Raw genomic sequence first — 14,017 nt, 5'->3', positions numbered from 1 at the left:
GCGTCTTGTCCCACTCGGCGACACTAAGGCGGTGGGACCCGCTATGGATGCGGAGACAGTGGATCTTCTGGTGATAGGCGGCGGCATGGCCGGTCTCTCTGCCGCCGCGAGAGTGGCCGCCGAGGGCGGCACGGTGGTCCTGGTGGAGAAGGCGGAGCGCACCGGCGGCTCCGCACGCTTCGCCGGCTTCGCCTGGACGACCCCGTCGGTCGAGGAGATGCGCCGGGTCAACCCGGACGGCGACCCCGAGCTGGCCACCGCCCTGGTGGACGGGTTCGCCGACGGGGTGGCCTGGATCCGGTCGCTCGGCGTGGAGTGCCGGCCGCCGGTGCCCGTGCTCGGCTTCGGCCGGGGGCACCAGGTCGACACCAACCACTACCTCGACACGTGCGAACGGCTGATCCGCGACCGGGGCCAGGAGGTGCTGACCGACACCTGGACCCACGCCCTCGTGACGGACGACGGCGTGGTCAAGGGCGCGGAGTGCGTCCTGCCGGACGGATCGGTGCGCCGGATCGAGGCCACCTGGACCCTCCTGGCGACGGGCGGCTTCCAGGGCGATCCGGGCCTGCGCGCCGAGCACGTCCACCCGCGGGCCGCCGACATCGGACTGCGGGCCAACCCGCACAGCAGGGGCGACGGCCTCACCCTCGGCCGTTCGGCCGGCGCCGCGTTCGGTAAGAAGGACGCGGGCTTCTACGGCCACCTGATGCCGGCGGGCGTCTCCCTGGCCGACCCCGCGCGCTTCGTCGACCTTGCGCTGTACTACAGCGAGCACGCCCTGCTCTTCGACACGACCGGCGAGCGCTTCGTCGACGAGACGGTCGGCGACCATCTGACCGCGATGGCGCTGCTGGAGCGGCCCGAGGCCCGCGCCCTGCTGGTCGCCGACGCGCGCGTGCACCGGGAGTGGATCAGCGCCTCCTACGTCGAGGGCATCCCCGGCGTGGACAAGTTCCAGCTGTGCCACCGCGCCGGCGCCCGCAGCGCGGTGGCCGACAGCCTGGAGGACTTCGCGTCGATGCCCGAGGAGTGGGGCTATCCCGGCGCCACGATCCGCGACCGCGTGCAGGAGTTCAACGCGGCCGTGCGCGCCAACGCCACGACCGCACCCGGCCGGCTGCTGGACCGGCAGCCGCTCGACGAACCGCCCTTCTACGTCGTCGAGGCGGCCCCCGCGATCACGTTCACCTTCGGCGGCCTGCTGATCGACACGGAGGCACGCGTGCGGTCCACGGAGACGGACGGGGCCGGTCCGGTGCCGGGGCTGCTGGCGGCGGGTGCCGACGCCGGCGGCCTGTACCGGCGCGCCTACGCGGGCGGCCTCGCCCCCGCCCTGGTCTTCGGTCTGGCGGCGGCGCGGACCGCGCTCGCCGGGGCGCCGGTGACCGCCACCCGCTGAGCCCCTTCGGGCCACCGCGCACAAATCCCGTGCACGAGGCTTGCCCGCCCGGCACCGGAGTGCCTAGCTTACTGAATTGAGTTCACTTTAACTTCGCGGTCCGTGAGGTGATCATGCCGCTTGCATGCGTGGCGCGAACGCGCCCTTCCTCGGGGGAGGGACTATGAGTCAGTTCCTGCTTGTCCTGGTCAGCGGTCTGGCCAGTGGAGCCGTCTACGGCCTCATGGGCCTGGGGCTGGTCATCATCTACCGGGCCACGGACGTCGTGAACTTCGCGATGGCCTCGCTCGCGACACTGGGCCTGTACGTGGCGGTCTCGCTCCACGACCACGGTGTGGCCACGGTGCTCGGCATCCTCGCCGCCGTCGCCATCACCGTCGCGGCGGGCCTGCTCGTCCGTGAGACGGTGATCCGGCCCCTGGGGCAGGGCCAGTTGTTCTCGGCACTCGTCGTCACGATGGGCGTGTCCCTGATCGCCGAGAGCACCGCCGGATCGATCTGGGGCGACCAGCCCAAGTCCTTCCCCAGCCTGGTCGACGGGACGGTGCGCTGGTCGGGTGCCGCGGTGCCGGTGCAGAGTCTGGTCACGATCGGCGTCGCCGCCGTGGCGATGACCCTGGTGGGCTACCTGTTCGCCCGCACCACGCTCGGCTCGGCCATGCGCGCCGTCGCCGAGTCCGCCGACACCGCCCGCGTGGTCGGACTGAGCGCCCAGCGGCTGGCACGGATCTCCTGGGCGCTCGGCCTGGGGCTGGCCGCGCTCGCCGCGTCCCTGTACGCGCCGCGCTCGGGTCTGGTGCCCACCGCGCTGGTCGCCCCGCTGTTCCGGGCCTTCGCCGGGATCTTCCTGGGCGGTCTGACCAGCATGTACGGGGCGGTCCTGGGCGGGCTGACCATCGGCGTCCTGGACAACCTGGCGGCCAACTACGTCTCCGCCAGCTTCCGGGACACGTTCGTGTTCACGTTCACCGTGCTGGTCCTGCTGATCCGTCCGCAGGGCATGTTCGGCACCCGCACCTTCCAACGGGTCTGAGGGGTCGCATCCATGGTCTTCAACCGTTCCCTCCTGGCCAGGGCCGCCCTGGGTCCGGCCGCCGGCGCGGTGCTGATGGTGTTCATGGCCTCCGGCGCGATCCCCGCGTACCAGATGTACTCCGTCGGGCTCGCGGCCGTGTACACCGTCGTCGTGCTCTCGGTCGGCCTGCTCGCCGGCTGGTCCGGCATCTGGTCGGTGGGCCACCCCGCGTTCTTCGCCATCGGCGCGTACTTCGCGGCGTACGGCAGTGCCCACGACTGGCCCCTGGAAGCGGTGGTGCTCGGTGCCGTCGCCACCGGCGCCGTCCTGGGCGCCTTCCTCGGATACGCGGGCGCCCGCTTCTCGGTGCTCTACATCGCCCTGCTGACCCTCGCCTTCACCATGGTCACCCTCGAACTGGTCAACCGCTGGAGCAGCGTGACCGGCGGCGACCAGGGAGTGCCGGTCGTGCAGCTGCGCAGCGCGCTCGGCCTGGGCACGATCCTGGGCGGAAGCACCGAAGCCCAGTACCTCGCGGTCGGGGCGGCCGCCGTGGTGCTCGCGCTGGCGGTGCCGGCCGCAGCCTCGGGGCTGCGGATGCGGCTCGTGGCCGCCAAGTCGCACCCCCTGGCCGCCCGTACGATCGGCATCGCCCCGGAGGCGCAGTCGTCGCTGTCCTTCGCCGTGAGCGCTGCGTGCACCTGCCTGGCGGGCGTGCTGCTCGGGCTGCTCACCGGCTTCGTCAGCCCGGACCCATTCTCGCTGTCCTTCGGCATCTCGCTGATCGCGGCATGCGTGCTCGGCGGGGTCGGCACCATCGTCGGTGCCGTGGCCGGAGGCGTCTATCTCACGTGGAACCCCTCGCTGTCCTCCGCCGTGGGGCTGCCCCAGCCGGTCGTGCAGGGCCTCGTCCTGATCTGCGTGCTGCTCTTCCTGCCCGGCGGCGTCGTACCGTTCCTCGGCAAACCCGTGCGCAGTGCCGCGCGGAGCCTGCTGCGCCGGCCGGACACCCGACTCCCCCTGCCCGCCGAGGAGTCGCCCGACCCCGCACCCCTCCGGCCCCCCACCGACGACTCCGTCCTGCTGCGCCTGGAGCACGTGTCGGTCTCCTACGGCGGACTCCAGGCCCTGGAGGACGCCTCACTGACCCTGCGCCAGAACGAGATCCTGGCGGTCATCGGACCCAACGGGGCAGGAAAGACAACCCTGTTGAACGCCCTGTCGGGACTCACCGGCAACGGCCGGGTGAGCGGAACCGCCGACTTCGCCGGCCGGCCCCTGCTGCGGACCAGGGCGACCGCACGCCGGCGGCTGGGCATCGGCCGTACGTTCCAGCACGCGGAGGTCTTCTCCGAACTCACCGTCGCCGAGAACGTGTTGTGCACCCGTCGCCGGATCACCGCCCGGGACCGGGCCGACGTCGCGCGGCTGCTGCACTCCGTCGGACTCGCGGAGGTTGCCGACCGCCGCCCCGGGGAGCTGCCGTTCGGCCTGCAGAAGCGCCTCGACCTCGCCCGCGCGATGGCCGAGGACCCGAAACTGCTGGTGCTGGACGAGCCGTTCGGCGGCCTCGACACGAGTGAACGTGCCCTGCTCGCCGGGCACATCAGGCGGCTGCACGCCAGCGGCACCGCCGTGGTGGTCATCGACCATGTCCTCGACGACCTCTTCTCCGTCGCCCATCGGGTCCTCGCCTTCGACTTCGGCCGCACCATCGGCGAGGGAACCCCGGACACCGTGCTGCAGGACCCGAAGGTGCGCTCGTCGTATCTGGGGACCGTCGACGGCAGGACCCGGCCGCCCGAGCACACCGGGGAACGCAGCATGATCCGCCTGCACGGCATCGGCCACAGCTACGGCGGCGTGGTCGCCCTGCGCGACGTCGACCTCGACGTCCGCCAGGGCGTCGTCCTCGGCGTCGCCGGAGCCAACGGCGCGGGCAAGAGCACCCTGGCCGGCGTCCTGCACGGCTCCCTCACCCCCGCGCACGGGGTCAGGGAGGCGGGCGCGGGCGTCCGCACCAGTCTGGCGCCCGAGGGGCGGGCCCTGTTCAAGACGCTGTCCCTGCGCGAGAACCTCGAGGTCGCCGCGTACGCGGGCGGTGTCACCGGCGCGCGACTGCGCGAGCGGCTGGAGGAGACCGTCGAGTGGCTGCCGGTGCGGCTGCGCGACCGTATGTCCGCGCCGGCCGGCGGGCTGTCCGGCGGCGAGCAGCAGATGCTCGCCATCGCCCGGGCCCTCATCGTCGGGCCGGACGTCCTGATCGTGGACGAACCGGCTCTCGGGCTGGCCCCGGCGCTGGTCGACGAGGTCTACGACCGGCTGGCGGGCCTGGCCCGGGAGGGTCTGACCGTCGTCCTGCTGGAGCAACTGCTCAGCCGGGCCCTGTCCGTGTGCCACGAGGTGGCCGTGCTGCACGAGGGCGTGGTCGCCGCCCACGGCCGGCCGCGCGATCCCGCGTTCGGGGCCCAGGCGGAGGCGGCGTACTTCAGCGGCGGCCTGGAGGCCGCACCGAACGCGGCGGCTCCCGCCCGGACCTCACGAGTGAACTGATTCCTGTAGCGATACGAGGTGGACCATGTTCCGGACCGTAAGAAGACTCCGCCGCGCCGCGGGAACGGCGGCCGTCCTGGCCGCGGTGGCGCTGACCGCCAACGCCTGCGCCGGCCAGGACTCCTCGGGAGCCGCCGCGAGCTCCTCCGAGATACACATCGGCGCGTGGCTGCCGCTGACCGGCTCCACCGCCGCGTACGGCGTGCCCGAGAAAGCGGGAGCCGACGCCTACTTCAAGATGCTCAACGCCCAAGGAGGCATCAACGGACGCAAGATCCGGTGGACCGTCAAGGACAACGCGGCCGACCCGCAGCAGACCGTGCAGATCGCCCGTGAACTGATCGGCCAGGACAAGGTCGTGGCCATCGTCAACGCGAACGGCACCTCCCAGGCCGAGGCGGCCTTCCCGTTCGTCCTCAACCAGTCCAGGGTCCCGATCCTCAACGAGGTCGGCGGCGCCGAGAACTGGTACAAGCCGCCGCGCCCCGGCTTGTTCGGCACACAGACCCTCTACGAGGACCAGGCCGCGGCGGTCGCCGCGTGGGCCGTGCAGGACGGCGCGAAGAAGATCCTCGTGGTGCACAGCGACCCGGCCGCGTTCGTGAACGTCGCCAAGCAGGTGGAGCCCGTCGCGAAGAAGGTGGATCCCTCGGTCGAGGTCGACCGGCTGCCGGTCAAGTACCAGACCACCGACTACACGCCGGTGATCAGCAAGGTGAAGGCGGCGAAACCCCAGGCGGTGATCCTGGTCCTCACCTCGCCGGAGGCGGCGGCCTTCGTCAAGGAGGCCAGGCTGCAGGGGCTTTCCCTGCCCACCTACGCCTACGCGCCCGTCGCCGCCGAGTCGACGATCTCCCTGGCCAAGGACGCCGCCGAGGGCCTCAAGGCGGTGCAGCTGGTGAAGGCGCCCTCGGATCCCGATCCGTCGGTCAAGGAGTTCCGTACCGCAATGGCGAAGTACGAGCCCGGTCAGGACGCCGGGTTCCTCGCCCTGTGGGGCTGGAGCAACGCGAAGGTGTTCGCCCAGATCGCGAAGACCGTCAAGGGGCCGTTCACGTCCCAGGCCCTCATCGCCGCGTACCAGAAGGCGTCGTCGGTGGACCCCGGGGTGTCGCCGGTGATGAAGTTCGGCGCCGACGACCATCTCGGCACCCGCAGCGTGCAGCGCGTGGTCGTCAAGAACGGCGTCTGGACCTCCGTCGGCTCCTTCTACACCCCTCCCACCCGCGACTGAGCACGCCGGCTGCCATGAACGCCGTGTCCCTGACGGGGACACGGCGTTCCCCTGTGCCCGCCGTACGCCCACCGCATCAGTACCGCGGTACGGGTCCCCGCGCGGATGGGGTCCCGTGGTGCCGGGGAGAGGCCGGGATCATGAGCGTGCCCGATCTCGCTCTTGTTGGCCGCGTCGGTGAGTTTCCCCCCTTGGGTGCCTCGAAGACGACCCGGGCGGTCGCTCCGCCGCCGGACGCCTGTGGGCCATGCACGGCCTCGGCGGCGCTTCGTCGATCCACGAGGACCGCCCCTGCAGCGCCGGCTCCGGGACGCCGTCACCGCCCACCTCCAGGTCGCGCCGACCGGCAGCCTCAACCTGCCCTACCGCTACATCACCCAGGGCCGCGCCGAGGGCGACAAGCCGGTCACCACCCCGCAGCGCTTCGCCCGCCTCCTGCTCAACCGCCCCGAGAACCTGCGCGACAAGGACACCGCACTACTGCGGAACTCACCGAAGCCTGCCCCGAGCTGACCGAACTCGCCAGCCTTACCGGCGAGTTCGCTCAGCTACTTACACCAGCGGAGGGCAACGACGCCAAGCTCACCGACTGGATCACCACAGTCCGCGCCGCCGACGTGCCCCACCTGCACTCCTTCGCGAACGGCCTCGAACTCGACCGCGCTGCCGTCGACGCCGGACTCACCCTCCCGTACCACAACGGCCGCACCGAGGGCGTCAACACGCGAACCAAGCGGATCATGAGGCAGATGCACGGCCGAGCCGGGTTCCCCCTGCTCTGCCACCGCATCCTCCTCCGGTGATCACTACACAGCGCTACCACCGATTACGGGACAGAGCCAAACGAGTGGTGTAACTGGAGGTAGTTGGGGCTACTGGTGGGCTGCTGAGAGGCGGCCGTCGAAGGTGATGTCGAAAGCGTTCAGAGCGGTCTTCCAGCGCATGGTCCAGCGGGCCTGGTCTCGGCCGGTGGGATCGAGAGACATGATCGCCATGTAGACGCACTTCAACGCCGCCTGCTCGTTGGGGAAGGGTCCACGGGCCGTGACCGCTCGCCGGATCCGCGCGTTGACCGACTCGATCGCGTTGATGGTGCAGACGATGCGCCGGATCTCGGTGTCGAACATAAAGGAACGGGGTGAATTCCTCCGAGGCGTTCTCCCACAGTTTCACGATCGCTGGATATCCAGGGCGGCTTCTTCGGTCGGCGCCGTGTAGACGGGCTTGAGGAGACCCCGAATCGCACCCGGATGCGGCTGCCCTGCTCGACCAGCTCCTGGATCCGATCAGCGGCTTGCTGGAACGGTTCGGCGAGTTCTTCGAAGCAGCTGGGGAGAAGGCCAAGGAAGCAGGGAAGACGACGGTTTCGAACTGTCCTGCGACCTCGCCGACGCCGCCGCCGAGATCCGCAATCTCGGAGAGGTGCTGCACGTCGCGGAGGACCGGATGCGGGCACTCACCCCGCTCATGCCGGCACCGCGGCCCCCCTCCACCGCGACTCGGGCGCCCTGCCCTTCCAGGTCGGCCAGGAACTTCTCGCCGTCAGGCAGCATTCCGGCGATCGCCCGTACGGTCGTCCAGGCCGGAGCTCCGGTGCCGCTCTCGATGACCTCTGCGGCCTCCGGGAAGTACGAGACGAGCAAGTCCTTGAAGACACGGACCGCATCTTCGCGGTCCATGAGTTCCCCCATCGTCATGTCCAGGGACTACGGTGCCCGCTCAACCGTGTGTGCCCCCAACGCCGCTGTCCACGTGTGCCTCCCGGAGCCCACCTCGATGACGCCCCTGCCGTCCGGCAGGACGACGTCGGCCGTGGTGTTCGGAGGGACGACGGCCTCCACGGTGAGTTCACGCCCGGAGAGAGCCCAGGACACCTCGGCGGTGCCGTACGGCGTGTGCAGACGTGCTCCGGCCTGGGTGATACCGCCACCCGGAAGGGGAGCGATCCGCAGACGGCGGTATCCCGGCGCGGCGGGAGCCAGGCCGTGTCACCGTACGGTGACACGGCCCCGGGCGGACTTCAGCGGGCGACCAGTCCGCTCAAAACCACCCTTTCCACGGCTGCGACGAGTTCCGTCAACTGGGAGGCGTCAGCGCGGAGTCGGTCCGCGCGCCAGGAGAGGCCGAGGACGCCGTTCATGGCAGCCCACAACGCGGTGGCGGTGGTGCCGGGATCGAGGTCGGCGGCGAGCGAGCCGTCGGCCACCCCGTCGGCCAGGGCGGCGGCGAGTTTGGCGTTCTGCTCGTCGACGAGCGCGGCGACCCGTTCCAGGGCCGCGGGTTCGTCCGGCGGCTCGGCCAGCAGGCGGAACTGGTGTGGGCGCTCGGCGGCGAAGCGGACGTACGCGGCCGAGGCGGCCCTGATGCGTTCCACCGGGGTGCCCGGGGCAGCGTAGGCGTCGTCCATGTAGGTCCGGTTGTCCTCGAGTGCCCGCTCGGCAACCGCGATGAGAACGGCCGCGCGGCCGCCCACGCGGTTGTACACCGTCTGCACGGCGACATCCGCGCGTTCGGCGATGCCTTCCAAGGTGACCGCGTCGGGGCCTCCGGAGGCCAGCAGCTCCTCGGCGGCGTCGACGATGGCCGCACGGGTCGCGGCGGCCCGACGTGTCGTGCGTGTGACCTTGATTGTCATGGTCTTCGCTACTTTACGAGGTTGCTTGAACGGCCGGACCCCCTGGGCCGCTTCCTTCAGCCCGGAATTCAGCGGGAACCGGCCTGGTGGCGCTCATGCACCGCCGGGTCGTGCCAGCCCGACGCCGAGGCGAGGCCGAGGGCGCGCTGGACCGTCTGCGGGCGGAAACCGACCCGTTCGAGTATCGGCCGGAACAGACCGGGAGCGTTCACGGTCAGGGTGAGGGACCTGGGGACGACGACGCGGTCCGCACGACGCTCGATGCCGCGGACGATACCGGCGATGACCTTCTCCAGCGGCACCATCTTCCACAACCCCTTGGAGTTGCCGCCCCAGAGGACGTGCCCGGCCGGGTCCGCGGTCACGTCGTCCATCATCGGAGTGCGGAAGAACGTGGGGTGGGCGCTGCCGACAGCGACACCCAGGTGGCGAACCTCCAGGCGAAGGCTGTCGCACATCGCCCACACGCCGGCCTTGCTCGCGGTGTAGGAGATCTGGAGCGGCGAGTGCACGAAGGCGGCCATGGAGGAGATCGCGAGGAGATAGCCGCGTTGGACCTCGACGTGGGGCAGAGCCGCGCGGAAGGTGCGCCAGACGCCGTTGAGGTTGACGTCGATGACACGTTCGTAGGCCGACGGGTCGATGGTCGCCATCGGGGCCATGGTGTCGATCCCGGCGCCTGCGATGACGATGTCGAGGCGCCCGAAGTGCGTGGCGGCCTCGTCCATGGCTTGCTGCAGGCCGGCGAGGTCGCGTACGTCGGCGTGCCAGCCACGGGCGACCGTTTCGTCTCCCAGGTCCTGGGCTTGGGCCGTGGTGGCCGCGAGGCTGAGGTCGAGCAGCGCGAGGTTGGCGCCGCGCCCGCGCAGGGCCCGGGCGAGGGCGGCGCCCAGGCCGCCGGTGGAGCCGGTGAGGGCGACGGTGCGCCCGGCCAGGTCGTAACGGGTCATGACGGCCTACCTCGGTGAGTTGGTCTGCGGGGACTTGCCTGTGGGGCCGGCGGATTCCTCGAGTCGGCGCAGGAGTCGGCGCAGTTCGGGGTGGCGTTCGGCGATGAGATCGGTGACGGGGTTAAGGACGCCGCGCAGGGCCGAAAACGGTACCCACCTGCGGGGGACCATGACACGGGCCGAGCGGTTCTCGATGCCGCGGACGACGGCGTCCGCGACGCGCGTGGGGGAGATGGCCTTGCCGAGCAGGGACGGGAAGGCGATCTCGCGCATGCGGGTGGTGATGTCGTTGCTTCCGAAGGCTGCTCCAGCGATGGGCGTGTGGACCCAGCCGGGGTAGAGCACCCCGGCGCTGGCGCCGTGGATGCCGAGTTCGGCGCGCAGGGCGCGGCCGAACTGCTCAACGCCGGCCTTCGACATGGCGTAGGGGGCGTTGGTCATGCCGTTGAAGTAGGCGTACACCGAAGCGGTGACCAGGACGTGCCCGCGCGCCGCGATGACGTGCGGCAGTGCGGAGCGAACGGTGCGCCAGACGCCCAGCAGGTCCACTTCGACGACGCGCTCGAACATGGCCGGGTCGATGGTGGCGATCGTCGCCGGCGGATCGGCCGCGATCCCCGCGTTGGCGAAGACGACATCCAGGCCGCCGAACCGGTCGACGGTACGTTCCACCGCGTCGGCCAGTGCGGCGCTGTCGGTGACATCCACCGACAGCGCCAGTGTCCTGTCGCCGCCGAGGTCGCGGGCGAGGGCCGATATGGCGTCGATGCCCCGGTCGGCGAGGACCACGTTGGCTCCGCGCGAGTGCAGCGTGCGGGCGGTGGCCGCACCGATACCTCCGGCTGCGCCGGTGATGAAGACGGTCTTCCCCGCAATCGGGTAGGTGAGCACCTCGTACCTCTTTCAGGGTGTCGTGGGTCCCGGGGCTTCACCGGGTGCGGATCCGATGGGGACGTGCCGCGCCAGGAAGGCGAGCTGGTCGTGGAGGACGCGTTCGAAGGGCTCGCCGAGGTAGATGTCGAAGTGGCCGTCGGGGTAGAGGCGGATCTCGCCGCGCGGAGCCCTGCGGGCATGGCGCAGGGTGGGCCGCGCGGGGGCCACGCTGTCGTGCTCGCACACGCACAACAGCACCGGACATGCGATCTTCGCGGTCCGGCGGCCCGGTCGGTAGCGGAGGATGTCCAGGGCGAACCGCGCCGCAACCTGGTTGGAGAAGGGCGCGTCGTTGGGCACGAGGGCCAGGTAGCCGGGCTCGGCGTCCGCAGCGGTCATCAGCGCGGCGGATCCGGGCGGCCCCGCCGTCGCGACCATGACGGGAGGGCGCCCTAGGCGGGCGCCGACCACGTCACGGACCGCGCGGGCCATCACCTTCACCGAGGTGTCCGGGCGCATCGCCAGGGCAGAGGCGACACCGTCGGTGAACAGGCCCTGGGCGATGACGGCGACGACGGCCGGGTCCTGGGCGGCTGTCGCCAGGACATGGCCACCGCCGAAAGAGGTGCCCCACAGGACCAAGCGCCGGGGATCGGTCTCCGGCCGGGAGCGCGCGTACGCCACGGCGGCCCGCCAGTCCTGGAGCTGTCGTCTGATGCTCAGGAGCTGTCGCGGCTGACCGCCACTGGCCCCGAAGTGCCGGTAGTCGAACACCAGGCATGCGTAGCCGGCGGCGGCGAAACGCTCGGCGTAGGCGTCCAGCCGCATCTCGCGGACCCCACCGAGACCGTGTGCCATGACCACCACGGGGCGCCGACCCCCGCCCTCGGGCAGGTACAGCCAGGCGTGACACTCGTCCGGCCCCGAAGGAAACGTCACATTCAATCGGTCGGTCATCGGACCTCCGTACCACCGCTCGCATCGTTGGGCTCGCGGAAACTTGGAACCAATTCCAACATTGGAAGTTAATCCAACATTGCGAGGGTGTAAAGCAAACCGACGGCAACGAACCCGTCACGTCTCCGCCGGGTTCTGAGCCACGCCCTACTTCAGCGCCACACCCAGCAGGCACTGGTCGCCTTCGGCCGCTACAGCGACGCCACCCCCTGAGTGCCGCCGTCCCCGGCTCCGCGACCGAGGCTTTCCTCGCCATGCCTGGCGCCGGTTCCTCGTCGTCGTCGGTCACGCCCCGACGCTGATCGACCGGTGCCGCCCTGCCAGCAGCCCGTGGCCCGACGACGCCACGGCGCTGTCCCGCCTGGCCGACGCCCTGGGCGATGCCGAGGCCCTGCTCGACGAGGTAGTTCACGGTGGTCCGCCGCAGGAGCGCCGTGCACGCGCGTGGCCGGCCATCGAGACCTGGCTCACCGACGGTGAGACGTTCTTACGCCAGGCCCGCGTGAGCGCAGCTCACCGCCGCCCGGCACAACCGCGAAGGCAAGGTCATCTGCGCGGGGCAGCTGATTCCAGCCCCTCCCACCGAGGTCTCGTCCGCTCTGGCGTAGGTGCTGCACTCCCGCTTGCCCCCGCCATGCTCACCACGGAGGACGGCACGACCAACAAGTGCCGTTGCCCGCTCATCCTCCGTCACAGCAGGCCATGCGTGCGGGCATTGGCGATGAGGTGGGCCCGGTTGCGGGCGGCGAGCTTGTGCATCACTTCCCGGAGATAGCTCTTGACGGTGTTGACTGACAGGTTCAGCTCGTCGCCGATCTCAGGGTTGGTGTATCCGGCCGCGACCAGGCGCAGCACGTCGTACTCGCGCGCGGTGACGGGAGCCGCGGAGGCGTCGGGGAGGTCGGCGCGGAAGACGCCGGTGCGGGCCACGCTGCGGATCGCGTCGCGCACGGCCGTGCCGCCGGCGTCCTTGACAAGTAGTCCGCTGGCTCCAGCGGCCAACGTTGGTGCGACGGCGGCGTGTTCGGGGAAGGCGGTGAAGAGCAGGACGCGGCTGTCGGGACTGACCCGGTGCACCGCCGGGACGACGTCAGCGGCGAGGCGGTCGGGGAGGCGCAGGTCGAGCAGGACCACGTCGGGCTGTTCTCGCGCGCACAGTTCGACGGCGGCGGCGCCTGTTTCGGCATGGCCGACGACGGCCAGGTCGGTGCATCCGTTCAGCTGCGCCACGACCCCGTCGCGGACGACCGGGTGGTCGTCCACGATGACGATCCGCGTGGGCCGGCCCGTCAGCATGGCAGCTGCGCCCGCCATACCGTGCCGCCGTCCGGGTCGCAGAGGAGGCGGACGGAACCGCCCAGTCGGCCGAGGGCCTCGGCGGTCTTGGTCAGCCCCAGGCCTGACTCGTGGTCCGGTGCCAGGCCGGTACCGTCGTCGTGCACGGCGACGGTCAGCAGCCCGCCGCTGCACCCGACCGACAGGGTCACCGCACTCGCGTGGGCGTGTTTCTCAACGTTCAGCAGGGCTTCGCGGACCGCTGCCAGGAGAGCGTCCGAGCGGGACGGGGGCAGCTCGGGCGGGTCCCCGTCCAGGACGACCAGTTCGGCCGGGATGCCGGTGCGGTCGGAGAAGGCGGTGCAGTCCGCGCGCAGGGCGACCCCGAGGGCCAGGGCGGCCGGGGAGGAGCGCAGCGTGCGCAGGGATTCGCGCAGGGCGGTGGTCGCGTCCGCGGCCTGGCTCCGGAGACGGTTCAGCCGTGCCCGCAGGTCGGGGTCGGTGTCCCCGGCTTCGGCGAGGTCGGCCATGCCGGACCCGATGGCGAACAGCAGTGCGCCGACGCTGTCGTGGAGGTCGGCTGCGAGCCGTTGTCGCTCCTCGTGGACGGCGAGCTCCCGGGTCAGGCGGGCGCGTTCGGCGATCGACAGGGCGAGGGCGGCCTGTGTGGCCACTGCCGAGACGCGTTCGACTTCGCGGTCGCCGAAGGTACCCTCCCGGCGGAGGCCGAGGGCGAGGACGCCAAGTGGCTCGCCGTCTCTGATCAGGGGGACGGCGAGGACTCTGCGGACGCCCTCGGCGGCAATGTGCCGGTCGAAGGTATGCGTGATCTCGGCGCTGGAGAAGTAGTCGTTGACCCACTCGGCCTGTCCGGACCGGTGGACCTTGCCTGTCAGTCCGGCGCCCGGGGGCACCCGTAGAGCCCGCAGCATTCCGGTCCTGTCGCCGACCAGCTGCTCGATGGTCAGTTCCTGCATCGAGCCGGGCCCGGCAGCCCACGCCACCCGCGAATCGCCGGCGAGGAGCGCGAGGGCGCGGCGCAGGGCCTCCCCGCGGTCCAATGCCGCGAGGAGCTCCGCGTACTGCTCGCCGAGATGGTGCAGCGGGTAGTCCGGCATACCGT

At 71.1% G+C, this 14,017-nt stretch carries 11 protein-coding genes and 2 pseudogenes; 5 read left to right on the top strand and 8 right to left on the bottom strand.

The features are described from left to right. Positions 1-43 precede the first annotated feature (43 nt). The 5 genes and pseudogenes from ABZZ74_RS30940 to ABZZ74_RS30920 form a co-directional block, all read left to right on the top strand. Positions 44-1,402, top strand: coding sequence for an FAD-dependent oxidoreductase (locus ABZZ74_RS30940; protein ID WP_356770497.1), 1,359 nt, complete (start codon positions 44-46; stop codon positions 1,400-1,402). Positions 1,403-1,565: 163 nt separating this feature from the next. Beyond that, positions 1,566-2,435 carry a branched-chain amino acid ABC transporter permease gene (locus ABZZ74_RS30935; protein WP_356770495.1) on the top strand — a complete coding sequence of 290 codons (870 nt, stop codon included), beginning with the start codon at positions 1,566-1,568 and terminating at the stop codon, positions 2,433-2,435. Positions 2,436-2,447: 12 nt separating this feature from the next. Further along, positions 2,448-4,970 (top strand): ATP-binding cassette domain-containing protein, encoded by a 2,523-nt coding sequence (locus tag ABZZ74_RS30930; RefSeq protein WP_356770493.1) that lies wholly within the window; start codon positions 2,448-2,450, stop codon positions 4,968-4,970. Positions 4,971-4,995: 25 nt separating this feature from the next. Next, on the top strand, positions 4,996-6,204 hold the full coding sequence (locus ABZZ74_RS30925; RefSeq protein WP_356770491.1) for an ABC transporter substrate-binding protein: 1,209 nt from the start codon (positions 4,996-4,998) through the stop codon (positions 6,202-6,204). A gap of 342 nt (positions 6,205-6,546) precedes the next feature. Further along, positions 6,547-7,007, top strand: a pseudogene (locus tag ABZZ74_RS30920) (transposase); the annotation flags it as partial. Positions 7,008-7,076: 69 nt separating this feature from the next. Here the strand turns inward: ABZZ74_RS30920 and ABZZ74_RS30915 are convergent. The 8 genes and pseudogenes from ABZZ74_RS30915 to ABZZ74_RS30880 all read right to left on the bottom strand — a co-directional run. After that, positions 7,077-7,448, bottom strand: a pseudogene (locus ABZZ74_RS30915) (transposase); the annotation flags it as partial. A 462-nt stretch (positions 7,449-7,910) separates the two neighbouring features. Beyond that, on the bottom strand, positions 7,911-8,186 hold the full coding sequence (locus tag ABZZ74_RS30910) for an alpha-L-rhamnosidase C-terminal domain-containing protein (protein WP_356770567.1): 276 nt from the start codon (positions 8,184-8,186) through the stop codon (positions 7,911-7,913). Positions 8,187-8,224: 38 nt separating this feature from the next. Beyond that, complete coding sequence (locus ABZZ74_RS30905) at positions 8,225-8,839, bottom strand: TetR/AcrR family transcriptional regulator (RefSeq protein ID WP_356770489.1); 615 nt, start codon at positions 8,837-8,839, stop codon at positions 8,225-8,227. Between the two features lie 68 nt (positions 8,840-8,907). Beyond that, positions 8,908-9,789, bottom strand: coding sequence for an SDR family NAD(P)-dependent oxidoreductase (locus tag ABZZ74_RS30900; protein WP_356770487.1), 882 nt, complete (start codon positions 9,787-9,789; stop codon positions 8,908-8,910). Between the two features lie 6 nt (positions 9,790-9,795). Continuing rightward, positions 9,796-10,680 (bottom strand): short-chain dehydrogenase/reductase, encoded by an 885-nt coding sequence (locus tag ABZZ74_RS30895; protein ID WP_356770485.1) that lies wholly within the window; start codon positions 10,678-10,680, stop codon positions 9,796-9,798. Between the two features lie 12 nt (positions 10,681-10,692). Beyond that, positions 10,693-11,619 carry an alpha/beta fold hydrolase gene (locus ABZZ74_RS30890; RefSeq protein ID WP_356770483.1) on the bottom strand — a complete coding sequence of 309 codons (927 nt, stop codon included), beginning with the start codon at positions 11,617-11,619 and terminating at the stop codon, positions 10,693-10,695. A gap of 690 nt (positions 11,620-12,309) precedes the next feature. Continuing rightward, entirely contained in the window at positions 12,310-12,933 is a 624-nt protein-coding gene (locus ABZZ74_RS30885; RefSeq protein WP_356770481.1) for a response regulator transcription factor, read from the bottom strand. Continuing rightward, a complete protein-coding gene (locus ABZZ74_RS30880; RefSeq protein WP_356770479.1) occupies positions 12,909-14,012 on the bottom strand; it encodes a GAF domain-containing protein in 1,104 nt (367 codons plus the stop codon). Before ABZZ74_RS30880 ends, ABZZ74_RS30885 begins: the two co-directional genes overlap by 25 nt. Positions 14,013-14,017: the final 5 nt, after the last annotated feature.

Source organism: Streptomyces sp. NPDC006476 (assembly GCF_040612015.1).
Taxonomy (GTDB): Bacteria; Actinomycetota; Actinomycetes; order Streptomycetales; family Streptomycetaceae; genus Streptomyces; species Streptomyces griseorubiginosus_B.
This window is presented reverse-complemented; position numbering and strand designations above follow the sequence as displayed.

Coding starts and splice junctions, on each gene's coding strand:
- ABZZ74_RS30900 (WP_356770487.1), bottom strand. CDS start 9,789: ATGACCCGTTACGACCTGGCCGGGCGCACCGTCGCCCTCACCGGCTCC.
- ABZZ74_RS30940 (WP_356770497.1), top strand. CDS start 44: ATGGATGCGGAGACAGTGGATCTTCTGGTGATAGGCGGCGGCATGGCC.
- ABZZ74_RS30880 (WP_356770479.1), bottom strand. CDS start 14,012: ATGCCGGACTACCCGCTGCACCATCTCGGCGAGCAGTACGCGGAGCTC.
- ABZZ74_RS30935 (WP_356770495.1), top strand. CDS start 1,566: ATGAGTCAGTTCCTGCTTGTCCTGGTCAGCGGTCTGGCCAGTGGAGCC.
- ABZZ74_RS30885 (WP_356770481.1), bottom strand. CDS start 12,933: ATGGCGGGCGCAGCTGCCATGCTGACGGGCCGGCCCACGCGGATCGTC.
- ABZZ74_RS30890 (WP_356770483.1), bottom strand. CDS start 11,619: ATGACCGACCGATTGAATGTGACGTTTCCTTCGGGGCCGGACGAGTGT.
- ABZZ74_RS30905 (WP_356770489.1), bottom strand. CDS start 8,839: ATGACAATCAAGGTCACACGCACGACACGTCGGGCCGCCGCGACCCGT.
- ABZZ74_RS30925 (WP_356770491.1), top strand. CDS start 4,996: ATGTTCCGGACCGTAAGAAGACTCCGCCGCGCCGCGGGAACGGCGGCC.
- ABZZ74_RS30930 (WP_356770493.1), top strand. CDS start 2,448: ATGGTCTTCAACCGTTCCCTCCTGGCCAGGGCCGCCCTGGGTCCGGCC.